This window comes from Paenibacillus sp. MMS20-IR301, from assembly GCF_032302195.1.
Classification (GTDB): Bacteria; Bacillota; Bacilli; order Paenibacillales; family Paenibacillaceae; genus Paenibacillus_AQ.
This window is the reverse complement of the sequence record NZ_CP135275.1, coordinates 4,655,202-4,680,361: the sequence shown is the minus strand read 5'-3', so window position 1 is coordinate 4,680,361 and position 25,160 is coordinate 4,655,202. Positions and strand designations below refer to the sequence as shown.

General features: G+C 53.9%; 18 protein-coding genes and 1 riboswitch. Of the genes, 12 read left to right on the top strand and 6 right to left on the bottom strand.

What is annotated here, in order from left to right; genetic code table 11:
• Positions 1 to 413 precede the first annotated feature (413 nt).
• The 8 genes from LOS79_RS20110 (at position 414) to LOS79_RS20075 (ending at position 14,489) form a co-directional block, all read left to right on the top strand.
• Positions 414 to 1,676, top strand: a complete 1,263-nt coding sequence (locus LOS79_RS20110) for a hypothetical protein (protein WP_315411846.1) — start codon at positions 414 to 416, stop codon at positions 1,674 to 1,676.
• Positions 1,673 to 4,801 (top strand): GAP1-N2 domain-containing protein, encoded by a 3,129-nt coding sequence (locus LOS79_RS20105; protein ID WP_315411844.1) that lies wholly within the window; start codon positions 1,673 to 1,675, stop codon positions 4,799 to 4,801. The genes LOS79_RS20110 and LOS79_RS20105 overlap by 4 nt, the downstream gene beginning before the upstream one ends.
• Before the next feature lie 679 nt (positions 4,802 to 5,480).
• Positions 5,481 to 5,686, top strand: a riboswitch (cobalamin riboswitch).
• Between the two features lie 289 nt (positions 5,687 to 5,975).
• The gene (locus tag LOS79_RS20100) at positions 5,976 to 8,165 is read left to right on the top strand and encodes an S-layer homology domain-containing protein (RefSeq protein WP_315411843.1); all 2,190 of its coding nucleotides are present in this window, start codon (positions 5,976 to 5,978) and stop codon (positions 8,163 to 8,165) included.
• Positions 8,166 to 8,639: 474 nt separating this feature from the next.
• Complete coding sequence (locus LOS79_RS20095; RefSeq protein WP_315411842.1) at positions 8,640 to 9,404, top strand: DUF4430 domain-containing protein; 765 nt, start codon at positions 8,640 to 8,642, stop codon at positions 9,402 to 9,404.
• Positions 9,401 to 10,345, top strand: a complete 945-nt coding sequence (locus tag LOS79_RS20090) for an energy-coupling factor transporter transmembrane component T (protein ID WP_315411841.1) — start codon at positions 9,401 to 9,403, stop codon at positions 10,343 to 10,345. Before LOS79_RS20095 ends, LOS79_RS20090 begins: the two co-directional genes overlap by 4 nt.
• Complete coding sequence (locus LOS79_RS20085) at positions 10,261 to 11,973, top strand: ABC transporter ATP-binding protein (RefSeq protein WP_315411840.1); 1,713 nt, start codon at positions 10,261 to 10,263, stop codon at positions 11,971 to 11,973. The genes LOS79_RS20090 and LOS79_RS20085 overlap by 85 nt, the downstream gene beginning before the upstream one ends.
• Positions 11,946 to 12,632 (top strand): ECF transporter S component, encoded by a 687-nt coding sequence (locus tag LOS79_RS20080; RefSeq protein WP_315411839.1) that lies wholly within the window; start codon positions 11,946 to 11,948, stop codon positions 12,630 to 12,632. The genes LOS79_RS20085 and LOS79_RS20080 overlap by 28 nt, the downstream gene beginning before the upstream one ends.
• A gap of 147 nt (positions 12,633 to 12,779) precedes the next feature.
• On the top strand, positions 12,780 to 14,489 hold the full coding sequence (locus LOS79_RS20075; protein WP_315411837.1) for a methyl-accepting chemotaxis protein: 1,710 nt from the start codon (positions 12,780 to 12,782) through the stop codon (positions 14,487 to 14,489).
• On the opposite strand, the gene LOS79_RS20070 is transcribed toward LOS79_RS20075, so the two are convergent.
• A complete protein-coding gene (locus LOS79_RS20070) occupies positions 14,479 to 14,643 on the bottom strand; it encodes a hypothetical protein (RefSeq protein WP_315411835.1) in 165 nt (54 codons plus the stop codon). The genes LOS79_RS20075 and LOS79_RS20070 overlap by 11 nt on opposite strands.
• Positions 14,644 to 14,729: 86 nt before the next feature.
• Here LOS79_RS20070 and LOS79_RS20065 point away from each other — a divergent pair, with 86 nt between their 5' ends.
• Entirely contained in the window at positions 14,730 to 15,878 is a 1,149-nt protein-coding gene (locus tag LOS79_RS20065) for a TolB family protein (protein ID WP_315411834.1), read from the top strand.
• A 98-nt stretch (positions 15,879 to 15,976) separates the two neighbouring features.
• On the opposite strand, the gene qoxD is transcribed toward LOS79_RS20065, so the two are convergent.
• The 4 genes from qoxD to qoxA are packed head-to-tail and all read right to left on the bottom strand — an operon-like array spanning position 15,977 to position 19,874.
• On the bottom strand, positions 15,977 to 16,270 hold the full coding sequence (gene qoxD / locus LOS79_RS20060; RefSeq protein ID WP_315411832.1) for a cytochrome aa3 quinol oxidase subunit IV: 294 nt from the start codon (positions 16,268 to 16,270) through the stop codon (positions 15,977 to 15,979).
• Position 16,271: 1 nt separating this feature from the next.
• On the bottom strand, positions 16,272 to 16,868 hold the full coding sequence (gene qoxC / locus LOS79_RS20055; protein ID WP_315411831.1) for a cytochrome aa3 quinol oxidase subunit III: 597 nt from the start codon (positions 16,866 to 16,868) through the stop codon (positions 16,272 to 16,274).
• On the bottom strand, positions 16,865 to 18,814 hold the full coding sequence (qoxB, locus tag LOS79_RS20050; protein ID WP_315411830.1) for a cytochrome aa3 quinol oxidase subunit I: 1,950 nt from the start codon (positions 18,812 to 18,814) through the stop codon (positions 16,865 to 16,867). Before qoxB ends, qoxC begins: the two co-directional genes overlap by 4 nt.
• Before the next feature lie 43 nt (positions 18,815 to 18,857).
• Positions 18,858 to 19,874 carry a cytochrome aa3 quinol oxidase subunit II gene (qoxA, locus tag LOS79_RS20045; RefSeq protein ID WP_315411829.1) on the bottom strand — a complete coding sequence of 339 codons (1,017 nt, stop codon included), beginning with the start codon at positions 19,872 to 19,874 and terminating at the stop codon, positions 18,858 to 18,860.
• Positions 19,875 to 20,378: 504 nt separating this feature from the next.
• Here qoxA and LOS79_RS20040 point away from each other — a divergent pair.
• A complete protein-coding gene (locus LOS79_RS20040) occupies positions 20,379 to 21,548 on the top strand; it encodes a polysaccharide deacetylase family protein (protein WP_315411828.1) in 1,170 nt (389 codons plus the stop codon).
• A 73-nt stretch (positions 21,549 to 21,621) separates the two neighbouring features.
• Here the strand turns inward: LOS79_RS20040 and LOS79_RS20035 are convergent, their stop codons facing one another.
• Positions 21,622 to 22,239 carry a TetR/AcrR family transcriptional regulator gene (locus tag LOS79_RS20035; RefSeq protein ID WP_315411826.1) on the bottom strand — a complete coding sequence of 206 codons (618 nt, stop codon included), beginning with the start codon at positions 22,237 to 22,239 and terminating at the stop codon, positions 21,622 to 21,624.
• Between the two features lie 156 nt (positions 22,240 to 22,395).
• On the opposite strand from LOS79_RS20035, the gene LOS79_RS20030 reads away from it, so the two are divergent.
• Both LOS79_RS20030 and aguA read left to right on the top strand, forming a co-directional pair.
• Positions 22,396 to 23,847 carry an MFS transporter gene (locus LOS79_RS20030; RefSeq protein ID WP_315411825.1) on the top strand — a complete coding sequence of 484 codons (1,452 nt, stop codon included), beginning with the start codon at positions 22,396 to 22,398 and terminating at the stop codon, positions 23,845 to 23,847.
• Between the two features lie 163 nt (positions 23,848 to 24,010).
• Positions 24,011 to 25,111, top strand: coding sequence for an agmatine deiminase (aguA, locus tag LOS79_RS20025; protein WP_315411823.1), 1,101 nt, complete (start codon positions 24,011 to 24,013; stop codon positions 25,109 to 25,111).
• Positions 25,112 to 25,160 lie beyond the last annotated feature (49 nt).

Here is a 25,160-nt window from a genome sequence, read left to right as displayed (position 1 = left end):
GCTTAACTGCATTCCGTACAGCTAAATCGTCCGTGTCCGGCCGTATCCGGCTTTTAACTGCATTTTGTACCACTATATTGGGGGAAATCCCCTTAGGCGTGCTGTTTGCTCCCAAATAGCTGTACGAACTGCAGTTATCCGGTGTCAGCCGCGCAGCAAAGGTAATATAGATGTACAAAGTGCAGTTATATGCTATGGCAGAAACTTAGGGTTGCTTTCGAAGATAGTTTTGTTAAGCTGCTCATTCTATGAGCTGCTGCTACAAAACTTGGTTTACGCTTTCGAAGATAGTTTTGTTAAGCTGCACATTCTATGAGCTGCTGCGGCAAAACTTAGTTTACGCTTTCGAAGATAGTTTTGTTAAGCTGCTCATTCTATGAGCTGCTGCGGCAAAACTTTGAGGAGGATGAGAGATGTCTTTTTTTAGCCGCTTCATGAAAAAAAATCAGGCTCCGGCGAGGCCGCTGTATTATGATATCGTCTGCCCGTACTGCTTCTCCCGGTTCGAACCGGAGGATGTGGTATTCCGGGCTATGCACAGCCGTGAGGATGACGAGAATTATGCACTGGGCGAAGACGATCTGCTGAATAAATACCGCGAGCGCTTCGGCCTCGATACGGTGGATGATATGGAAGCCATTCTGAATCCGGCGGATATCCCGGAGGAATATCACCAGTATACCGATCATGTGCTGACCGGACTTACAGACCGCTATGGTGTAATGACCCGCAGACGGCTCTGCCCGTCCTGCCATAATGAGCTGCCGGTGACAGCCGGTAAGGTGCCAAGCAATATTATCTCCATTATCGGCGCCTCCCAGGTCGGAAAGTCAGTGTACATGACCTCGCTGATCCATACGCTGCAGCATACGACCGCCGGACATTTCGATGCGGCCTGCATGCCGCTGAATGCCGAGATCAGCCGCAAGTTCCGCACGCTGTACGAGGAGCCGCTGTTTGAGCGGGGAGATCTGCTCGCCTCTACCCAGAAGGAGAAGATGCAGGAGCCGTTTATTTTCCAGTTCGTGTTCAAGGATGAGGCCAAGCCCCCGCTGACGCTGGTCTTCTTCGATGTTGCCGGTGAAGGGATGGTCGATCAGGATTATCTCGGCCTGCACGGCGCGCATATCAAGAATTCAGCAGGCATCCTGTTCATGGTCGATCCGCTGCAGATCCGCTCTGTCCGCGAGAAGATCCGCATCAATATCGGCGACCGCCCGGGTGAGTGGGTCTCGCAGTATGATGAGCCGCGTGATGTGGTACTGACGATGTTCGGCGATTTCATTGCCTATCAGGAGAAGGGCAAGACGAATATTCCTACGGCTGTAGTACTGGCCAAAAGCGATATGCTGCACTCGCTCAAGGATGAAGACGGCGATTATATCAAGTCTAACAGCAATGTATTTAACAACTATGTGCACCGCAAGACGCTGAATCTGGACGAGTTCCATAACATCGACGGGGAAATCCGCCGGTTCATTGAGAAGGTGGACCGTCCGTTCAAGGATACGATGGATGTATATTTTGCCGACACCGGTTACTTTGCCGTATCTGCACTGGGCAGCAATCCGGTTAACCAGAAGATTGAAGGGGTGGTCAGCCCGATCCGGGTGGACGAGCCGTTTATCTGGCTGCTGCACAAGCTGAACTATATTGAGGGGAGCGACGGGCCGTGAACAGATTCTCAGGGTCCATGATCACCCAGCAGATGTATACCCGCGAGCGCCGCGGTGTTTACCGGTCGGCAGAGGGCTTCGATACGGTAGCGAAGTCGGAGAGCCTGGATAACAATTTTGTCAAAAAAATTCTCCATCCCTTCTGCCTCTACGATGCTCCGGCTGAGCTTACGGCACGGGGTGAAAAGGATGAAGCGCTCTACCCGGCGGCGCTGCATCTGTTCCATACGGAGAGCAATGAAACGGTAGTTGGCCAAAGCCGCTATCAGGCAACTGATTTCACGGGCCAGCGGAGTGCTTTTTTTGCCCATAATTTCGTGGTGCCGGGCGTCCGCTCGGAGGAGATTGTGGAGAATTACGGGGACTGGCTGCATGCTGCCTTTGCACAGAGCTATGATGGTGAACCGGGAGGGACACTGCCCGAGCTTTCCGCGATCCCGGCAGAGCCTTATGATAGCCCGGCAGACCCGCTGGGCCTGCTAAGCCGACTTGGCTTCACAGAGGGGCTGTTTAAAGCCCTGCTGCAGGCGGTGATGCTGTCCGTTGCCGGCAAGAAGAAAATATATATCGCACTGGACGTGCCGGTGAGTGAATTGTCGCAGCGTGCGGTGGAACTGACGGAGATTCTCTTTGCTGCCTTGCCGCATGATTTCCGCCGCAGGCTGGGTGTGATCACTTATGCCAAGGAGCCGCAGAGCCGCAAATATATCCACCTGACCTTTGTGGAGAAAGGCTCGCTGCGCCCGGGCGACCGGAATATTGAGAAGGATTATATTTTTGATCTGGCAAATGACCGTATGCTGAATATTGACTTCGGCGAGTCCCGGCAGATGTATGCTGATTTGGCCTGGAAGCTGCTGGGGCAGAAGGGCGGGGGGCTCCGGGATTTCGCCAGATTCGCCGACTCCCTGCTTCCGGGCGAGAGTGTGGACCGCAAGCTGTCCCTGGCTCTCTACAATGAGCTGGCTGTATTTTATGAGATTGAGCAGGGGAATGAAGACCTCTATACAGACAACAAAAACGCTGTGCTGGGCGGCCTGCTCTCCTACCTGAAGCCGGAGGGGGCGCTGGAATCCCGGGTACGGCTGAATGATATGTTTCTGGAGCGTTTTGACCGCGAATATGATCTGATCCGTAAGAAGGGGATTCCGCAGCCGGAGATTCTGGAACGGTTCAAGGAGTATTTCGTCCTGCCGGGTCATAATTACCGGGTCAAGATTATCGATTATTTCATTAACGGAATGCTGAACTGCCAGTCAGGTGGCCGGGAGGATGTGCTGGCTGCGGCTTACGGCATTATCGAAAGTGATGAGTTGTTCAGTGAGCATTTCTTCAAAAGAATACTGCCCCAGACGCTGTTCCGCAAAGCGCTGTTTGATCCATATCTGGAGATGCGGCTCGCGGCAGCTGCCGGAACCGCTGATGTGCTCCGGCTGGTAATCCACTTGGGGCGGCTGTTCCCGGAGGTGCTGCAACAGGCTTCCGTGCATGGTGCCGTCAAGGAGTATTTACTGGAGAAGCTGCAGCGGGACAAAGATCCTGTTGCTGCCGTAGCTGCAGTTCATGAAGCAATCCTGAAGGCGGAGAAAGAGCGCCGGAGAGGCAGCGGGGTGCCGCTTGAAGCAATATCCCTTCTGGAGGAGCTGGGAGCAGCCGCAGACCGCTTCCTGATCAACCGGATCTCCCTCGAGGAGCTGACAATTGAACAGCTGCTCGATATCTCTTTCCTGCGCTACCGGGATACGGCCGACTGGCAGCCGCCGCTGGATGCGATCACCCGGCGCAAAGCCAATGCGCTGCGCGCGGCGTACCGCTGGTTCGGGGAGGAGCAGCCGGATGAGGGTGTATTCGCCGGACTTACTCCCCGGGAGCTGGATGATGTGCAGCTGCTCGGAGCACGCTGGCTGAAGGAATCGCGGGCGATCGAGCCGTTCGGACGGCTGCCGCTGGCCTTCTATTACAGCAGTGAACGGGAGGGCGGACCGCTCGATTATGATGCGCTGCTGGATCTGGTGGCACGTAAGGCCGGCGGGGACAAAGAGACGGTCTACCGTTTCCTCGCCTGGGCCCAGCATAACCGGCTGTTCAGCATCTCGAATAAGAAGCTATGGCCGAATTACCGGCGGGCGGTGCTGAACTATTTCCTGAAAAATGACCGCGAGGCGTTCAAGGACCGGGATTTCCGCAGAAGCTATGTATCCGCAGCAACGCCAGCGATGCAGAGTGTCTACAATGAAGCCCGTTCCCAGCTGGCTTCACCGCTGGCGCGGTGGATCAGCCGCAGCCGATTTCAACTCCTGATCTCAGGCAGTCTCCTCGGGATTGCTGTGATTGTTGCCGTTATTGTCTTCAGCATGATGGACAAAGACGGAGCAGGCACCGCGGCACCGACTGCCGGCCCAAGTCCGCTTCCGGCAGCTGTGCAGACGGCTCCGGTCACTGTGCGGCTTAGCGGCAGCGGAGCAGAAGGCAGCGGGACGGCTGGCGGGGAGAACGCCGGTGGAACAGAGGGCAGCGGGACGGTCGATGGAGAGAATGCCGGTGGAACAGAGGGCAGCGGGACGGTCGATGGAGAGAATGCCGGTGGAACAGAAGGCAGCGGGACGGCTGGCGGGGAGAATGCCGGTGGAACAGAAGGCAGCGGGACGGCTGGCGGAGAGGATGCGGGCGTCAAGCTGATCTTCAGCTTTGCCGCTGCTGCTGACTGCAACGCCTTCCAGCCAGCGGAGATCAGCGTAGACTCCGGCAGCGGTGCTGCGGCCACGTACAAGGTCGTGGTAACTGCGGGCAATTGCCTGGCTGGTGTCGCCGGGAATGGCGGCGGCAGTGATGCGGCAGCCGCGAGTGACGGCGGCGGGGGTGTGGCCGCAGGGAATAACGGCGGCAGTACAGGCGCGGCAGCCATTGTACGCGCCTACGAGGTGATGGTGCAGCTGGAGCCGGGAGCAAAGCTGGCCGCAGGTGATATGATCACCGCCGGAGAGTACAAGCTGATCCTGCAGCCTGCGGGAGGCGGTTCTCTGGAGAGTACTCCAAGCAGTTCCCCGGAGGCAACGGCCACACCTGGTGCTGAAGTGAGCGCTGAGCCTTCACCTGCTGCAGATCCAACCGCAGGTGCGGAGTAGAATATCTGTAATGGCCTGATATTAATCCTGAACAGCAAGCGATGCGGAGGACGCGTATGCTGTTCAGGATTTTTTGTGTGAGTAAGAGTATCTGATCCTGGAGGAAATGCTGGGGGATAGATCCCTTGTTGGTGCAGCTCACTAGTCCGCTCAAGTCCAGCTATTGTAAGCACCAAGCTATGAGCAAATGTGATTCTTAGTCCATAAAGTAGACACTCACGCACCGGTTTTCAAGTAAATAGTTTAGCGTTACGGACAGGAGAGACGTTAAGATGCGGGAAATCAGCTGAATGCTGGCCATACGGACACCAGCGACGTTATTTCGCTAGAAAAGTGAAGATAGCACACGAAAAGTGGTGCATAAGGGCTGTGGTGTCCGCAAACCTGGAAAATGGAACAAAAACGGGCGAATAAAGGCTGTGGTGTCCGTTTTAGTACCTTAAGTCTCAGTGGTCTCCCAAGTCTCAGTAGTAGCAGAAATAGCAGAAATATCTGAAGTGTCTGAAGTACCAAAAGTACCGGAAGTGTCCGCCGGACTGTATTCGTTTTTGACTCGGGTAGTTAGTGTTTTTTCCTCTTTTAGCTTGTCTATAGACATACAGGGGAATAGTAGATATGATTGATTGTAATTATTAAAATTTAATAAGCTTTGGAAAAAGGTGCAGATTTCTAACAGGAATGAGCGCTGTCCGGGATGGGCGGCAAGACTGCTTCTGTGCGTATAATCTGCTTAAAAGGGAAGGCCGGTGCAAGTCCGGTGCGGTCCCGCCACTGTAAATGCGGAGCAACTCCCGGGGATGCCACTGTCGCTGTGAACTAGGATGGGAAGGCGGGGGAAGCGATGAGGCATAAGCCAGGAGACCTGCCTTTTTCGTTGTTGTTTCAATTCTTCGGGGATAAGAATGCGGAACAGATGCACATATAAGTAATGTGGCCAGGAGGCATTCCTCGTTCCTGCTGCATGTTATTGTATCTTTCCCCGGCCGCCCTGCAAAGGGCGGTTTTTATGCGGATCTAAGGGTGGTAGAATGTGCCATGCATCTTGAATTATCCTTAGGCTCTGCTGAAATGCACCGTTCCTGCAGGAACGGAAAAGCTTCATGCAATTTGTGCCTGCGCTGCTGGCGGAGGCTGCTCTGGCTTCATCCATTCTATATTAAGAAAGAGGTTAGCAATGAAGAACAATTTATTATCTAAATGGACACGGCTGAGTCTGATCGTAATTATGCTGTTTGCAGTTCTGGGAGCGGCCGTAGCTCCGGCGGGACAAGCTTTTGCCGCGAATGATGCTGCTGTTGATGTCCAGGCCGGTGTAACTGCCGGAAATAAGAGTACTGACGTCTCGCTCTCATCCGCTCTAGGCAGCAGTGTAACTGCAGCGGTCTATGCCACTGCTGAGTTTGTGCTGAAGAACGGTGTTCAATCGGACTGGCAGGCAATCGGCCTGGCCCAGGCGGGCTATAAGGTTCCAGACAGCTATCTGAAGGCGCTTGAGAGCAAGGTAGCTGCGGCTAAGGGGACCTTCAACAGAGCTACGGATTATGCGCGGATTACGCTGGCCGTTAGGGCGCTTGGCGGGAATCCGGCTGATTTTGCCGGCTATAACCTGATTGAGAAGCTCTACAATAACGATAAAATTACCGGCCAGACGCTGAATAATGCAGCCTACGTGCTGCTGGCGCTGGATTCCGGAACGTATACAATGCCTGATAACGCCAAGTGGACACCAGCGAAGCTGCTGGCAGAAATTCTGGCCAAGCAGAATACGGACGGCGGCTTCACCCTGACTACAGGTGCAAGCGATCCGGATATGACAGCGATGGTACTTGCAGTGCTGGCGGGTCATAAGAATGATCCGGCAGTAAATACGGCTGGACAACGTGCTGCAGCCTGGCTTGCAACAGCGCAGGACAAGAACGGCGGATACGGGGACAGCAGCGAGAGTGTAGCACAGGCAATCATTGGCCTGTCTTCGTTTGGTATTGACCCTGCAGGAGCAGCGTATTCGAAGGGTAACGTTAGCCTTGTCAGCAAGCTGCTGAGCTTCAGCGCAGCGGGCGGCGGCTTTGCCCATACTGCCGGCGGCAGCTACAATCAGCTGTCTACAGAGCAGGCCCTGGAGGCCCTGGTTGCTTACAGCCTGTTCAGCAGTGGCGGCAAGCTGTACGATCTGAGCAATACACCTGTGCAGAATCCGCGGGTTAACGTATTAGTTAATGTGGAAGGTCCTAATGGAACACTGGCAGAGGCTTCTGTATATGCAGGGAATGTGCTGAATGCGCTGGAGAAGGCGGCAGCGGAGAAGGGCGTAGCTCTGGTGAACGAAGCGGGTAATTATGTGACGGGGATCGGCGGCGTGAGCGCGGGAACTTTTGGCGGCTATGACGGCTGGATGTATGTGGTTGCCCGCGGCGGAGCTTGGATCTATCCAAGTGTGGGGATGGGTGATTTCGCACTTGCCGAGAACGACCGGGTACTTGTCTATTACGGCGGAGATAACACACAGGTGGTAGAATCGGTAACGGTCTCCCCTGCGCAGCCGCAGCCAGGACAAGATATTACTGTAAAAGTGACGCAGAAGCAGTGGGTCTGGAACAATGACACCTTTACGTCCGATCCGGTTACTTCACCGGCTGCGGGGGTACAAGTGACCATCGGCGGTAAAACGGCGGTTACGGATGCTGCGGGTTCGGCTGTTTTTGCCGGTGGCCTGGCAGCGAATAAATACACCCTTACCCTTACCGGGTATCTCAAAGACAACACGCCTGCTGTTGTCCGTTACGTACAGCCGCTTACTGTAGCTTCTGCTGCTGCGGACCGTGCGGCTTTTGCCGATGTGAAGTCGATCTCGCCTTGGGCATTGGAGTCCGTATACACGGCATATGACCGCAAGCTTATGGGCGGCATCAGTGAGAGCAGTCTTGTCTTTGCACCGAAACAGAATATTACCCGTGCGGAGTTTGCAGCGCTGCTGCTGAGATTGACCGGCAATGAGCCGTCTGCGGCAACATCTGCCCAGAGTTTCAGTGATGTTAAAGCGGATGCGTGGTATTATGGAGCAGTGAACAAAGCCAAGGAACTGGGCATGATCAGCGGTGTGACAGCTACGGCGTTCAAACCGGACGGCCTCGTTACACGTGAGGATATGGCTGTAATGATTATGAGAGCATTCAAGCTGGATGCTGCTTCAGCCGTTGCCGGAATCGGGAAATTCTCTGATGAGGATCAGATCAGTGAATACGCGTTGACTGCAGTGCGCACTGTGACCGGACTTGGGCTGATGAGCGGCACCGGCGGTGAATTCAAGCCTTCTGCGGCTGTTACCCGGGAAATGGCTGCGGCAGTGGCGGTTAGATTGCCTTAGTTGGTGGGAGTGCGTTGCTCCCGCTGTCCTGGGTTCTCATATAGAGCAGGGAGGAGCGGGAAATTAGTGGAAAAAGAGCACTTAATTCTGCTGAAATCCCTGTCTGCGGGAAATTAGTTGGAAAAACAGCATTTAATGATGCTCAAGTTACCCGTTGGCGGCGATATGGGCGGAATTAAGTGTCATTTATCCAACTAAAATGGATAGAGCAGCTTGGGCGGGTGAATTAAGTGTCATTTATCCAACTAACGTTCCGGCGGGGAGTGCAGTGGATAGGATGTGCCTGTGCAGTGTTTCGAGCTGCTGCAAGTAGAGCTCTGCAGGTTGCGGAAGGGAAGTACCCTGTGGCCGGCAGGCTGATGTTAAGGATTAGTTTGTATATGTGTTGATAAGAAAACATAAAGTGTATGGACGGAACGGGGAACAGGCTGACTGCCCCCGTTCTTTTCCCTTTTTGTGGAGGTGCAGGTGTTCATGTATAGTCTGTTAAAAGCCTGGCGGCGCTTCGCCCCGCCGCTGCTTGTCCCGGCAGTGCTGCTATTCGCAGCACTGCTTGCCGGCTGCTCCGCCGCGCAGCCGGACACCGCTGGCGGCGTAAGCCCGCCGCCAGCCGCTTCCGGGGCCGCGCAATCGCCGCGGCCTGAGGGCACTGCCATGCCGTCCGCCACGGCGGATAGCATGGCAGCAGGGGCAGAGGCGGCGCCGGTAGCAGCGCCGCCAAGTGCAGTGCCCGTAACGGGGCAGGCTCCCGTAACGAGTGCACCCGGGCTGTCCGCCGCCCCGGCCCCGGCGTCGAGCAGCCCCTCCGCCGCCCCGAAACCGGCGGCGACCACCAAACCCGCCGCCCCGAAACCGGCGGCAACCATCAAACCCGCCGCCCCAGAACCGGCGGCCAACGCAGTCACGCTCTCCATCACAGGCGACAAGGAGCATGGCGTAATTCTCGCTGCGGCTGCATATGAGATCGGGGAGAATGAGAGTGTGCTGGAGCTGCTGAAGCGGATTACCCGCAAGCAGAAGATTCAGCTGGAATATCAGGGCAGCAAAAGCTTCGCCTATGTTGAAGGCATTGATAATCTGTATGAGTATGATTACGGGGCAGAAAGCGGCTGGATGTACAAGGTGAACGGGGAATTCCCGTCCAAGGCAGCCGGCAGCTGGATCCTTAATCCCGGGGATACGATAGAATGGCTGTATACACTGGATCTGGGCAAGGATCTGGGAGCTGCGGCGCCATGAGCAGCGGCTTCCGGTCCATGCATCCTGCGGTAGCGCTGCTGTATTATGCCGGACTGCTGCTGTTCGCGTTGCTGGTATTTCACCCCTTGTTCCTGGTAACAGAGATAGCCGGCTTGCTGGTGCTTCTCCTGCTGCAGGGCCAGGGGAAGCTGCTGCGGCGCGGCCTGCCATTTATGCTACTGATGGCTGGCTCTGTAGCGCTGCTGAATCCGCTTTTCTCGCACAGGGGGGCGCATATCCTGTTCTACTGGCTGGATCAGCCGGTGACGCTGGAGGCCGTGCTGTACGGGCTTATGATGATGGCGGTACTGCTGACGGTGTTTATCTGGTTTATTTCATATAACTACACGGTAACAACGGATAAGTTCATGTATTTATTCGCTGCTGCCGCACCCGGAACGGCTCTGCTGACGCTGATGACGCTGCGGTTCGTGCCGCTCTTCCAGCGGAGGCTGCGCCAGATCACTCTGGTTCAGCGGCTGCGCGGGGTAGACGTCCGTACGGGAAGCGTGCGTAAGCGGATGAAAGACGGCATGACGCTGCTGAAGGTGCTGCTAACCTGGTCGCTGGAGGAAGCGCTGCAGACGGGGGATTCCATGACAGCCCGCGGCTACGGCACGGCCAAACGCAGCACTTATAGTATTTATAAGCTTGATTTGCAGGATAAGCTTGTCCTTGTCCTGCTGTCAGTGAGCGGTGCAGCTGTACTGCTGGGCTGGCTGACGGGCTACGGGCAGTTCGAAATTTATCCCCGCATGAACAAGCTGGAATTCGGCTGGCAGGAGGCTGTTATGTACGGCAGCTTCTGCCTGTTCGTGCTGCTTCCTGCAGTCATAGAAGGAAAGGAGAACTGGTTATGGAGATCCTCCAGGCGGAACATGTATCCTTCCGTTATCCCGAAGAAGACAGGGACTCGCTCCATGAGCTCTCGTTCACAATAGAAGAGGGTGAATTCGTGGTGCTCTGCGGCCCGTCCGGCTGCGGCAAAACAACACTGCTGCGTCATCTCAAACGCGAGCTCGCCCCGGTAGGTTCGTTCAGCGGAACAATAGCCTACAAAGGACAGCTGCTGCCGGAGCTTCCTGCCTCCGTTGCCGCCGGGGAGATCGGGATGGTGTTCCAGAACCCGGATGCACAGATCGTGATGGATACAGTCTGGCATGAGCTGGCGTTCTCCATGGAGAATCTGGGCATGGCTCCTGCTGTGATGCGGACCCGGCTGGCCGAGATCTGCGGGTTATTCGCGCTGGAGCCGCTGCTCTACAGATCTGTACATGAGCTGTCCGGCGGACAAAAGCAATTGCTCAATCTCGCTTCAGTGCTGCTCCTTCAGCCTAAGGTATTGCTGCTGGATGAACCGACCTCCCAGCTCGATCCGGTGGCTGCCAGAGAATTCATCATGGCGCTGCAGCGGCTGAATGAGGAGCTGGGGGTGACGGTTATTATCAGCGAGCACCGGCTGGAAGAGGTGCTGCCGCTCGCTGACCGTGTGCTGCTGCTGGAGGAAGGGGTTCTGCAGCTGAACGCCAGCCCGCGGGATTTCGCGCGGCAGGCAGGCGGTGCAGCAGCGGCGGGGCGGCAGGATTATCTGCCTGCCGCCGCCAGGCTCTGCCTCTCCTTGTCACAGCCCGCAGCAGCGGCTGTGCCGGATAACATTCCGCTGACTGTGCGTGAAGGCAGACGCTGGCTGCATTCCCTGAAGGCGGAAGCCGCAGCCGGTGTCCCTGGTCCTGAAACAGCTGCAGCGCCGGGAGCCCCAAGCCGTAACCACGGCAGGCCTCAGGCCGCTCTCCCGGCAGCCTCTGCAGAGACCCTGCTCTCCTGCCGGGAAGTGACCTTCCGGTATGAGAAGGAAGGGCAGGAGGTGCTGAGGAAGCTCACAATGACGCTGAAGCGCGGGGAGCTGCTGGCGGTGATGGGCGGGAACGGCGCAGGGAAATCGACATTGCTGCATGTGCTGAGCGGCCAGATGAAGCCGCAGCGCGGTAAGGTGATGTCCTCCAAAGGCGTTACAACCGGACTGCTGGCCCAGAACCCGCTGCTCTATTTCAGTTATGATACTGTGGCTGAGGAGCTGCAGCATATGGCACAGGTTGCCGGGCTGCCGGCGGAAGCGGCAGAGCGGGAGATTGAGGCCCTGCTGGAAGTATTCCAGCTCCGGGAGGTACTGCAGAGCCATCCGCATGATCTCAGCGGCGGACAGCAGCAGCAGGCGGCGCTTGCCATGATCATGCTGCTGAAGCCGGATATCCTGCTGCTGGATGAGCCTACTAAGGGGCTGGACCCGGCGGCCAAGGACAGGCTCGCCGCCTTGCTTCAGCAACTGCGCGCCCAGGGGGCAAGCCTGCTTATCGTAACGCATGATGTGGAGTTTGCTGCAAGACATGCTTCCCGCTGTGCGCTGCTGTTTGATGGAAGCATCACGGCGGAAGGCGCGCCGGAGGATTTTTTCAGCGCTAATTATTTCTATACTACAGCAGTAAACCGGATGGTCCGGGACTGGCTGCCGCAGGCATTGACAATGGAGGATGTGATTCAGGCATGGCCCGGTTCCGCGCCCCGCTGCTGACCGCTTTAGTTATATTCATTGCCGGCCTCGCGCTTACTGCAGCGCTGAAGGACCGCCATTATGTGCTGCTCAGTCTGGTGCTGCTGCTGGCTGCGCTGCTGCCGCTGTTTCTCCGGCTGGAGCGCCGGCGCCTGGCCTCCCGTGAGCTGGTGCTCCTGGCTGTACTGTCGGCAATTGCGGCAGTCAGCCGGATTCCGTTTGCCGCACTGCCGGGGGTCAAACCGGTGTCGGCGATTGTAATTCTGTCGGCGTATGTGTTCGGAGCCGAGGCGGGCTTCGTCATCGGTGCCGTAGCTGCACTGGTCTCCAATATCTATTTCGGGCAGGGACCCTGGACGCCATGGCAGATGTTCGCCTGGGGCATGACCGGCCTGACGGCAGGCTGGCTGCGGAATACCCGGTGGCTGAGCAAACGGCCGGGCCTGCTGGCCTTCGGCTTCATCTGGGGTTTTCTGTTTGGCTGGATCATGAATGTCTGGGTCATTCTCAGCCTGCCGGACGCATTCAGTTGGGGAATCGTAGCGGCGACGTACGGGGCCAGCTTTTATTTTGATCTGGCGCATGCCTTGTCGAATGTGTTTTTTCTGGCTGTATTATCCGGGGGCTGGATCAAAGTGCTGAGGCGGTTTCGTAAGAAGTACGGATTGCTTCAAGAGTAAAAAGATCTATTTTTGCAGCAGAATCCAAGAAAAATCGTCAATAACCTTCTTTATTCGACATTATTTTCGGAAGGCCATCAACAAATTGACCTAATTCTCCGATAAATATTGTTACAGCAAGATATCGAGAAGGCGGGATCACAGGAAATGAGACATCTGAAAATCAAGTATAAAATGGCTGTGCTGATTGCAGTTATTGTAGTTCTTCTTATTGGCATCGGTGCGACTGGCATTATGACTACAGACAGGATGGCTGAGCGGTCGGAGGAGACCTACAATCAGAATCTGCAGCCGATCTATCTGATTACCGAGATCCGCGGCAATAACCGGGCTATTGAATCTTTTTTGCTGGAGAACCTTATTACCAGGGATGCGGCCAAGAGCCAGGAGCTTAAGGCAGCCATCAAAAGCAATATTGATACCAACAATGAGCTGCTGGCCGAGCTCAAGACGATTGAGTTCAGCAATGACAAAATTGCGAGTAATGTTAACGAATATCTGCTGCTGCTCCCGGATTACCGTTCACAGCGGGATAACATCATCCACCTGGCCGATAATAATCTGAACGATGAGGGATATCAGGTCTTCTCGGGCAAAACATTCAGTGAAATGCGCAGTACGATGGTAAGCCTGCTTGAAGATACTGCGGCACTGTTTGTGGAGGATGCCTCTGCGCATAATGCTGAGACAGTGCGAAGCGCCCGCAGCTCTGTAACGTTAAGCGGTATTCTCATTACTGCCGCATGGATTTTGAGCATCCTGATTAGCATTGTCATTACCCGGCTGATTACGAAACCGCTTAAGGAACTGCAGGGTCTGATGAAACGTGCTGAAGCAGGGGATCTGACTGCAGCCGCCTCTTACCAGTCACGGGATGAGATCGGACAGATCAGCACTTCATATAATACAATGCTGATTGGCCTCAAGAATATGATGCGCGGTGTTTCCGAGAGTGCGGAGATTCTGTCAGCTTCCTCAGAGGAGATGAGCGCAAGTGCTGATCAGACAGCGCATGCCTCGCAGCTGATTGCGGAGACTTCAAGTGAGATCGCTGCCGGATTCGATGTGCAGGCGGAGAGTATTGCGCTGACTGCCCAGTCTGTGCGTACCATGACGTATGATATTGCTGAAGCGAAGCATAGCGGTAATGAAATGACCGGACTCATGGAACAGGCAGCCGCTTCCACGGACCGCGGAGCTTCTGCGGTAGAGCAGATTTTGACCCAAATGCGGGAGATTGATTCCAGTGTAGCGGCCAGCCGTAACATTGTCAGCAGCCTGGGCGGTTTGTCTGAAGAGATCAATACAATCATCACTACGATAAATGAGATTGCCGCGCAGACCAATCTGTTGTCGCTGAACGCTTCCATTGAAGCTGCCAGAGCCGGAGAGCACGGCCGGGGCTTCGCGGTTGTAGCCGGAGAGATCCGCAAGCTTGCCGAGGCTACCGGGCGGAGCTCACTGCAGGTTACGGAGATTATTAACCATATCCGCCTGCAAACCGCCAGCGCAGTGGATTCCATGGAACAGGGCTCCGGCATTGTCTCCCGCGGAGTTGCCCAGAGTGAAGTGGTTTCCGCGGCATTTACAGAAATTCAGACCTCTATTCATGCTGCAAGCGAACAGATGGAGCTGATTACAGAGGTTATCGGACATGTTGCGCAGGAATCGGAGGGGGTTGCCCAGGCAATGGCCCGGGTAGATGAAATCTCGCGCAAAGGCGCTGGAGATGTCCAGGATACCAGTGCTGCAAGCGAAGAGCAGCTGACTGCGATGGGTGAAATGTCCTCGTCTGCCCAGTACCTGGCTACGCTGGCCGAAGATCTGCAGAAGCATCTGGCCCGCTTTAAACTATAATCATTACGGTCCGGCACAAGCCCGGTTCGCCAAGGATCACAGGGAGCTCCCTAATCTGCGGCTGAACCGGGCTTTTGTAGTTGTTTTGTATGTATTCAGGCTCTTCCAGGCTGCCCGGCAGGCCGATTCCTGCAACAATTGACCTCATACTCACGTCTTTAATGTTGCCGGGGAGCTATTCCCGGGTACTTACTAAGAAGAACAACTTGTAATGCTGAGTTCAAGGAGGCAGATGATATTATGAAAAATAAGTTGATTAAGGTGGCCGCAGCTCCAGTGCTGCTGATGTCACTCATTGCCTGCAATGCAGACCAGGCCGGCAATGCAGTGGTAACCCCGGAACCCACCAGTACGGCGCAGGCCGGGCAGTCCGACCCGGCAACGGCAGTGCCTGAAGCAACCGCCGGACCTGCTGCCAAGCCGGCTCCATCCAGTGTGGCGGCAGGAGAGATTGAACACTTTGAAGACCTGACAATCTCTGACTGGGTGGACGATAACACGGTTATTGTCTCGAAGGAAAATGAGCAGCTCGGTACAATGAGCCTGGCGGAATTATCCGGCTCCTATCCGAAAAGCCTCTACCTGTACCACCTGGATACCAAGGAATATGAGCTGCTGAAGGAGCAGAAGGATACGAATCTTGGCGAAGCTGAGCTGTCCCCTGACGGCAAATATCTGCTGTACAGCGAATACACATTAGGTGATCCTGCCTATTACGTGATGGATCTGGGATCAAAGAAAACCTCCGGGATTAAAGGTGAACCTGTCGCCGGAGCAATCAGTGCGGAGTGGGCTGATGATAATACGGTTGTAGGGCCTGCATATAGCGGAGGTGCCTTTACCGCGGATGTCACCGGAAAGATCGCGGCTGTGAAGGGATTGGGCGCAGAGGGACTGATTATTGTCCGCCAGAGCAAAGATAAGCTCTATTACACTTCTAACTCCAATGAAACCCTGCAGATGCTGGATCGGACAACAGGTGAGCAGGCCAGTCTGCCGCTTGACCGGGTTGGCGGAGTTGTGCCGTCGCCGGATGGCACTCAGCTGCTGGTGCAACAGTATACGGATACCAGCCAGAAGCTTCTGCTCACTGATGCCGGCGGAGAGAATCCTCAGGTCATTGTGGAAGGCGCAGAGCTTGGCGGGTTCTCCTGGTCTCCTGACCAGCAGAGAATTACTTACAGCTCAGCGGAGGCGGCGGACGGTGATGGCCCAAGTGCCTTGTATATTTACGACCTGAGTACGAAGGAGTCTGCCAAGATCGCAGAAGGGAGCGGGAGTCTGGATACTTCATGGAGCCCTTCCGGCAAGGCGTTGTCCTATAATGAATGGGACGGGAAGCGGAGCAGCAGTAATGTCGTCCCGCTGGTGTACGGGGATTCGAAGTAACCGGATTCGCTCATTACGTATAGCCGCACGAAAAAAAAGCCCGCATCCGGTATGCTTTACCGGATGCGGGCTATTGGTATTGGTTGTACTAATGTTGTTTAAGCGTACCAGCCCCATACGAAGATAAACAGGGTACCGAAGATCGTAATCAGACCTACGAACAGCGCATAGGCGATATTGATGTACAGCTCCTTCTTGGAATCCGCCGATTCTCCGATGTGCATGAACACAAACAGCTGCAGGGAGGCCTGAATAATCGCTGTGATCAGCAGTACGGCCATATTTGCTCCGGAGGACAGATCACCATAAATGACAACAAGTGCAGCAGCAGAAAGGACCAGAGAGGCCAGATAACCCATTACATGGCGAATTGGAAACAGTTGCTTCATCATGTCACATCAGTCCTTTCAGGTAGACGAAGCTGAAGATAAAGATCCAGACAACGTCCAGGAAATGCCAGAACAGGGAGAAGATAAAAGCTTTATTGGCGGTAGCCGGCGTGATGCCGTGACGCCACAGCTGAATCATAATTCCCGCTCCCCACAGGAAACCGAAGCTGACGTGAGCACCGTGCGTGCCGAGCAGTACGAATAAGCTGGAGAGGAAACCGCTGGTCTGCAGCGTAGCGCCTTCGTGCACATAGGTGAAGAATTCATTGAGTTCAATGCCGATAAAGCCGAGGCCCATCAGCAGCGTGATGGCCATGAAGACCATCATCGCTTTTTTGTAGCCATGACGCATCGCGTGGACCGCCAGGCCGATGGTGAAGGAACTCGACAACAGCAAGAAGGTTGAAATCAGCACAGGGCCGATTTCGAAAATTTCGCTGCCGCTTGGGCCGCTGGCAAAGCGGTTAACCATTACGAAATATACAGTAAACAGTGTAGCGAAGAGAGGGATTTCAGCTCCGAGGAATACCCAGAAGCCGAAGATCTTGTTACTGTTCTCTTCCGTTGAATATTCGAGCGGCTTAGACGCATCTATTTTCATACAGTCTCACCCCGCATCAGTTTCTTTTCTGTAGCTTTAACCTCTTCGGCAGAGATATAGTAGCCGTGATCCCGGTCGAAGGACATGAACGCCAGCATCACGATGACGCCGATCCCTGCAACGATGGCTGGAATCCACATGCTGAATACCAGGAAGAAGCCGAGGAAGAAGAAAATCACGCCCAGGATGAACGGCTTGCCGGTATTGCTTGGCATATGAATCTTGGTGATCTTGGTGTCATCATAGAGCGGAATATTATCATGCTTCGCGGACCACAGGGCATCACGGGTTTCCACCTTAGGCACGATTGCAAAGTTATAGATTGGCATAGGGCTGTGTGTCGCCCATTCAAGTGTACGCCCATCCCAAGGGTCGTTGGTCGTATCTCTTGGCATATACCGTGTACTCCAGTAGATATTGTAGACCAGCAGCAGGAAACCGATAGCCAGGCCGACAGCCCCGACGAAGGATAGCATATTCAGCGGACCAAAGCCTGATTCCTCCGAATAGGTATACGTCCGGCGCGTCATTCCCATCAGACCCAGGAAGAACAGCGGGAAGAACGTCACATTAAAGGAAATGATAATCCACCAGAAGGAATGCTTGCCGAGCCGTTCATTCAGGCGGAAGCCGAAGACTTTCGGGAACCAGTAGTGGAACCCGGCAATGACGGCGAATACGGCGCCCGGAATCAGCACGTAGTGGAAGTGGGCTACCAGGAACATCGTATTGTGATATTGATAGTCGGCACTGGCCATAGCCAGCATGACACCTGTTACCCCCCCGATGGTGAAGATCGGGATAAAGGCCAGCGTATACAGCATTGGCGTCGTAAACGTAATCCTGCCTTTTCGCAGCGTAAACAGCCAGTTGAATATTTTAACCCCTGTAGGCACGGCAATCGCCATTGTAGTAATCGAGAAGAAGCTGTTGACCATAGCGCCTTGACCCATCGTGTAGAAATGGTGGGCCCATACCAGGAAGGACAGGAGCGAGATAATCAGCATACTGAATACCATGGAGGTGTAGCCGTACAGGTTCTTTTTGGAGAAGGTGGCGATAATTTCGCTATAAATACCGAAGGCCGGCAAAATAACGATATATACCTCCGGATGTCCCCAGACCCAGAACAGGTTGGCCCAGAGCATATCCATCCCGCCGTTGGCCATCGTGAAGAACTGGGAGCCGAACAGGCGGTCGAACATCATCAGCGCAAGCGCTACAGTAAGTACCGGGAAGGCGAAGACGATGATGACGTTGGTGATCAGTACGGACCAGGTGAACATCGGCATTTTCATGAGCGTCATGCCTGGTGCACGCATTTTGAGAATGGTGACGATGAAATTGACCCCGGTAATCAGAGTACCGATACCGGAAATCTGCAGCGCGAGGGAGTAATAGTTATTACCGACCGTCGGGCTGAACTCAAGACTCGCCAGCGGGAAGTAAGCGGACCAGCCGGCATCCGGTGATCCCCCGATAACGAAGGAAATGTTCAGCAGCATGGCACCCATGAAGAAGAGCCAGAAGCTGACGGCGTTAAGCCGCGGGAAGGCGACGTCCCGCGCGCCGATCTGCAGCGGAATGATTACATTCATCAGACCGATGATGAACGGCATGGCCATGAAGAGAATCATGATCAGGCCGTGGGTGGTAAATACCTCGTTATAGTGCTGCGCATCAAGGAATTTCATTTCCGGCGCAGCCGTCTGCAGACGCATCATCATTGCGTCCACACCACCGCGGAACAGCATGAGCAGTGCGGCAAGGATGTACATGACACCGATTTTTTTGTGATCTACAGTAGTAAGCCATTCACGCCAGAGATATCCCCATTTCTTGAAATAGGTGAGTCCGACGAGAATCCCGATGGTGGCAAGTGCAATGCTGACCATGGCTCCGTATATCAAGGGTTCGCCGTGAACCTTAAATTTGTCTAAATCCATTAGGGTGGCTCCTTTCGGTTTGTTACATCAAGCTCTTGCGGAGCTAGTGGCCTTCATGAGTTCCGGCATCCACGGGTGAGCTCGGCAGCGGCTGATCGACTTCGGGATCTGGTTCGCTGTCAAATTCGGTTCCGCTGGACGGCTCAGGCGAAGGATGAATCTCTTTGTTATCCTGATGCTCCTCACTGCCGTTGTCCATGTTCATCTCGCTGCCGTTACCACTCATATGCTCACTGTGGTCGCCCGGCGGAGGACTGAACTCCAGATGGGTGGAGGAATAGGTTTTGCGTCCAAGGAAGTCAGTGGCCAGCAGGGTTTTGAACTCATCCTCTGTCAGCTTCGAAGCGGTTTCCTTGACATCGGTCACCCATTCGTCATAATCCTTGCTGCTCATTACAAGAGTTTCGAATTCCATGTGGGCAAAGCCCTTGCCGCTGAAGTTTGCATTTTTACCGATATAAGAGCCTTCAGTATCAGCAGACAGGTGAAGCGTTGTGAGCATGTCGCTCATGGCGTACTTTTGTCCGGCAAGCTGTGGTATCCATAAGCTCGTGATGGTCCCAAAGGAGTACATTCTGAGCTCGATCGCACGGTGTACCGGAATGTTCAAGTAATTTACGGTTTCAATGCCTTCTTCAGGATAGCTGAAATGCCATTTCCAGTTGGAGGATGATGCGTAAACAACCAGCGGTGTCTGATCTTTATAATCCGCGGCCACATTCTCTACTTCGGTAGTTGTCTTGACGGTTACAAAGGACAGGAAGGCAACGATAATGATCGGGATGATAATCCAGATCGCCTCCAGCACCTTGTTACCTTCCTCATGTTCAGGAATGTAACCCTCATTGCTTTTCTTCGCCCGGTATTTCACCAGAACAAAGATATATAAGATGTAGACAACTGCCAGAACACCAAGCATAACAATGATGGAGAGAATAATGGTGTCAGATAACGTCCTCGCGGACGGCCCCTTCGGATTCAGAACAGTGAGTGAACTGCATCCCGGCAGGAGAAGGATCAGGCTTAGAAACAAAGCGTATAACGGTCCCTTTTTTTTCATATAGAACTCCTTCCTTCAATACTACTTTTCATTCGCCGTTCGCTAACGGGCTAACACTTAACCTGTATATATAGTAAGAATTACTTACCCAGATTGCAAAATACATTTTTTGTATGATTTATCCAAAATAGACCTTAAAAATGGCGAATTAGTTAAATATGTGTGATCAATTTGTTACAGGTACCTAAATGTATGATAAAGATCACTGTAGTGACGCAGTTTAAGCTAATTTTAAGGTTGTTCAAATTTCGTTCACATATTAGTAAATGTTATTAATTTTGTCACATTTATTTTGAGTGAAAAACCCGCGATTTAACCGCTTTTTGCTTGCTGTGACAGCATTCGACGCTATTTGTGATATTTCAGAAAAAATACTGCATATTCATTTTCTCCTTGCAAAAAGAGTAACAATAATTTAGCTTTCGGTTACAATCTCTCAAATTACGTTAAATCTATGTATGTTAAAGTAATAGACAAATATACATAGATTGGAGATTGCTGCTGGTGCCTACTAAAAAAATTGTGCTGTTATTCTTATCCTTATTCCTGATTTTGGGTGTTGTCCTGACCCCGGCAAGAGCTGAAGGCGGAAAGGCCGTCAGGCTTGGGGTTAACGATAAACTGAGCACTATAGAAGCTGTATCTGTAAAAAACACATATTATGTTCCGCTGCGTGCACTGGCCGGAGAGCTGAACTGGACGATCACCGGTCTGGCAGATGGTGTGCTGGTGACGGGCGGCTCCGGATCACTGACCGTGCTGAAGGGGGATGCCGGTGCCAGGCTCAAGGACGGCACAGTGGTGCCTCTGAGTACTTTTGTGCAGGGCGGAAACTTAATGGTTCCCCTGAAAATAAGCGGTTCTCTTGGATATATCATATCCTTTGCGGGAGATAAATATTTACTGCGGGTGAAGGACGGCTCAGCGCTGCTTACAGATGAGGCCTTCATCAGTAAATATGCAGCGGAGCTGAAGCCTGCAGCCACGCCAGAACCGGGCCCGTCTGCTACTCCGGCGCCGGCTGACGGACCTGCCCAGCCGGTTAAAACGGGCAAGCCCGGCTATACCGTGTACCTGACCTTTGATGACGGGCCTTCGGCAACTACAGCCCAGCTGCTGGATATACTCGCGAAGTATGATGTACAGGCAACCTTCTTCATGCTGGGCAATAACATGAACAAGTATCCTTCCCAGGTGAAGCGGATTGTGAAGGATGATTATGGTCTCGGGCTGCACGGCATGACCCACGTCAAAGGAAAGTTCTATGCTTCACCGGCTGCAGCGCTGGCTGAGATGGCGGATGATAATGCCGTACTGAAGAAGCTGACGGGCGCCAGTACTACGCTGATCCGGCCGCCATATGGAAGCAAGCCGTATTTCACCAAAGCCTTCCGGGATAAGGTGTTATCCCAGGGTTACCACCTCTGGGACTGGAATGTGGACTCGAATGACTGGAAATACAAAGAGGATAGCGATTCAATCTATACTACGGTAATGAACCAGGTCCATAAGCTGAAGCAGTCCAAGACAGACCCGGTAATTCTGATGCATGACCAGAAGGCTACGCTTAAGGTACTGCCGCGTCTGCTGGAGACGCTCAAGAAGGAAGGGTATACCTTCCAGGCCATTACAAAGGACATGGAGCCGGTCAACTTCTGGAAGGATAAACGCTGATAAGAGGCTTTGAATGCACAAGAGCAAGCTGCCGGAGGAAACTCCGTGCGGCTTGCTCTTTTTCAGGAGGAATTCACTTATACAAATACTGAACAAGCATGTTGACGAGCTCTGCCTTCAGCCGGTCTGCCGGGACCCTCTGCGGGGAAAAGGAGATTACGTCAACTATGGCACTCACCGATTCGAACACAATTACGGAAGCTGCCTCAAGATCAGCAGGCTTCATTTCATCCCGGCCCATCTGCAGATACTTAAGGGTACTAAGCCGCCCGGTTTCGTACTGGGTATCCATGAGCTGCTTGATGAACTCATCGCTGTGGTACATAATGCTTAATTCTTTATGGTAGCCGATGAAGTCTTTATGCGAATCCAGCAGGCTGTCGATCAGATGCATAATCAGCTCGTAACGGCCGACCATAGCGAAGTTGATTTCGGACATCGATGCCTCAACCCGTGCCAGCAGCTCATCGCCATACATATGGAGCACTTCGATGAAGACGGCTCTTTTATCAGTGAAATAGGAGTAGAAGCTGCCTGTGGATACCCCGGCTGCCGCTGCAATTTCCTTGGTGTTGGTCTGGTGAAAGCCCTTGTCGGAGAATTGCTTCATCGCCGCCCGGATAATGGCCTCCTTGGTTCGGACACTCCGTTCCTGCTGCGGAGTTCTGATTTTATTGTCTGTTTCGCCCATAGCTTAAGATCCCCCTCACAGTACAAATTGTAAAATAGCTGTTTTGTACTGTCAATAAAAGTTGAACCAAAGTTCATTTTTGTAATTGACAAATGTGAACTTTGGTTCATATAATTCGAATATGAACTTTATTTCATATTTTGGAGGATGATGAGTATGGGCATTAGAACCCGCAGAGCTTTATCGTTCACGGCAATAGTCCTGGGTTTTTTCATGGCGCTGCTGGACACGACCATAGTTAATATTGCCCTGCCGGAGATGACACGCCATTTCGGCGGAAGTGTGTCGCAGATATCCTGGGTGGTGAACGGGTACAACCTGGCCTTTGCCGTGTTTATATTGACGGCGTCCCGCCTGGCAGATCAGTTCGGACGGAAGAAGGTGTTCCTCGCCGGAGTGGTACTGTTTACATTAAGTTCTTTAGTGGCGGGGTTCTCCTCTTCGCTTAGCATGCTTATTGCCATGAGAGTGATCCAGGGACTGGCCGGTGCGGTCATTGTGCCCGTTACGATTCCGCTGACCACGACCACCTTCCCGAAAGAAATGCACGGCCTGATTATCGGGATCTGGGGCGCGGTCTCCGGGGTGGCAGCGGCACTCGGCCCGGCACTCGGCGGGATTCTGACGCAGAAGCTGAGCTGGGAATGGATCTTTTATGTCAATGTGCCGCTGGGTGTGCTCAGCATAGTGCTGACCCTTATTTTCATTAAGGAATCAAGGGATAATACAGCGGGCCGGTCCATAGATTACGGGGGGATTCTGGGGATTACCGGAGGGATGTTCTTTATTACCTATGGTCTGATTAAAGTGCAGGATTACGGCTGGGGCTCACGCATGTTCCTGAGTCTGCTGGCAGCGGGAGTATTATTTGTAGTGTTCTTCTTCCTCACGCAGTATAGGGGGAAGCAGCCGATGCTGCCTTTATCGCTGCTGCGGATCAGAGCGTTCAACAGCACCTCTGTTTCAATGATTATCCTGGGTGCCGCACTGATGAATATTTCGCTGCTGACCTCCTTTTACCTGACCCGGGTGATGGGTATTTCCGAGCTGAGGGCGGGTCTGGTCCTCTCCATGATGGCAGTCGGCTCTATTATCAGCTCCGCCATTTCCGGACCGCTATCGGCGAAATACGGCAGCAGCCTGTTTGCCGCAGCGGGAATGCTGCTGATAGGCGGTGCTACTTATTCCATGAGCAGCCTTCAGGCTGATTCTACACTGGGCGCGGTGATGCTCCGGCTTGCCCTGGCAGGCTTCGGCGTGGGACTTTCGATGGCGCCCGTGATGTCCTCGGCGATCCGGGTCGTTCCTGACGATAAGGTGGGTATAGCCTCAGGGGTAACCAACATGGCGAAGGCACTGGGAAGTGTGATCGGGGTGGCGATCATCGTTACGGTGCTGCAGCACAATACAGAGCAGCGGGCGGAAGCGGTTCAGGCCCGTGCAGCAGAGGCACAGCCGCTTGCAGTGATCCGACAGCAGGCGGCGGTAGAGGCTTTCAGCGATACCTTTAAATTCGCAAGTTATCTGTTAATACCGGGTGTTGCAGCAGCTGCGCTCAGTGATGAACGGCGGAAAGGAAGGATGCAGCAGGTTAAGAGCCTTTCCTAAAGGATTCAGCAGGCTGAAATGTGCTTCTCCCGCGAATAAATCCTCCGCTGTTCTGATTCGTAGCAGTATAACATGCCCCGGCATACAATGAACAAAGGACGAGATGCTGGGCGGCATTCTCTCTCTATCCCTCATCCTTGTCCGGATACCGGGAGGGATGCGTATGCCAGGCAGAATTGCAGGCACACCAAGACAGGACGGCTACAGGATGCCGGGAGAATTCGAGCCGCACCAGGGCACTTGGATGCTCTGGCCGGTCCGGACTGACACATGGAGGCTTGGCGCCAAGCCGGCACAGGCTGCATTTGCCCGGGTTGCTGCAGTAATCGCCGAATTCGAGCCGGTAACAATTGGGGCCTCCAGCGCACAGTATGAGCATGCGCGCTCTCTTGTGCCGCCGCAGGTGCGTGTGGTGGAGATCTCCTCGGATGATGCATGGATGCGGGATATCGGTCCGACCTTTGTGGTGAACGGCCACGGGGGAGTCCGGGGGATCGATTGGGGCTTCAATGCCTGGGGAGGACTGGATGGAGGGCTGTATTTCCCGTGGGATCAGGACCAGCTTGTGAAGCGGAAGGTACTGGAGATAGAGAATCTGGATCATTATGACCTGCGGCATTTCATCCTCGAAGGCGGGGCCGTGCATGTAGATGGAGAAGGCACGCTGATTACTACCGCACAGTGTCTGCTTAATAAGAACCGCAACCCTCATTTGTCCAAAAGACAGATTGAGGGTTATTTGCGCAGCAGCTTAAATGTAGAGCGGATTATCTGGCTGCCGCGGGGCATGAGCGATGATGAGACAGACGGGCATATCGATGAGATTGCGGCTTTCGTCAAGCCCGGAGTGGTTGTGATGAGCTGGACGGATGACCGGAATGATCCGCAATATGAAATTTTGCAGGAAGCGTACTCGCTGCTGACCCGGGTGAGGGATGCACGCGGGCGCAGGCTTACGGTTCACCGGCTGCATATTCCGGACCGGCTGGTCATTACAGCTGAGGAAGCTGAATGGATTGACCCGGCCAGGGGCAGCTACAGCCGCAGGCCGGGTACAACCTTTGCTGCAACCTATGTTAACTTCTATATCTGCAATGGCGGTGTAGTCATGCCGGGCTTCGGTGATAAGCGGGATATAGAGGCGTTGAATACACTTCAGGGGATATTCACAGACCGCAAGGTAGTACAGGTCCATACCCGGGAGATCGCGCTCGGCGGAGGAAACATTCACTGTATCACCCAGCAGCAGCCGAGAGGGGGGTGAAGGAGGGATTGGAGTAAATGATTGACATAACCCGTTAACTGTATTAATA